The sequence below is a fragment of the Buchnera aphidicola (Pemphigus obesinymphae) genome (assembly GCF_026122815.1).
Classification (GTDB): domain Bacteria; phylum Pseudomonadota; class Gammaproteobacteria; order Enterobacterales; family Enterobacteriaceae; genus Buchnera_C; species Buchnera_C aphidicola_BJ.
This window is the reverse complement of record NZ_JAIWQW010000135.1, coordinates 1-287: the sequence shown is the minus strand read 5'-3', so window position 1 is coordinate 287 and position 287 is coordinate 1. Positions and strand designations below refer to the sequence as shown.

1 protein-coding gene is annotated in these 287 nt (G+C 32.1%); it reads right to left on the bottom strand.

What is annotated here, in order from left to right; translation table 11 throughout:
* Positions 1 to 287, bottom strand: a 287-nt coding sequence (locus tag LDP10_RS03450) for a ribonuclease E/G (protein WP_265197305.1), incomplete at both ends; no start/stop codon positions are given.

Genomic DNA, 287 nt, shown 5'->3' with positions numbered 1-287 from the left:
CGTACCTGTTCCACTACATCTAGGGCAAATATGATAATTCGATTCACCTAAAGAAGGACTAATTCGTTGTCGAGACATTTCTAATAAACCGAATTTAGAAATATTTCCAATTTGGATTTTAGCACGATCTTGTCTCATGGATTCGCGTAATTGATTTTCAATTTTACGTTGATTACAAACAGGTGTCATATCTATAAAATCAATAACTATTAAACCTCCTAAATCACGTAATCTTAATTGACGAGAAATTTCATCAACAGCTTCGATGTTAGTATTTAATGCTGTTT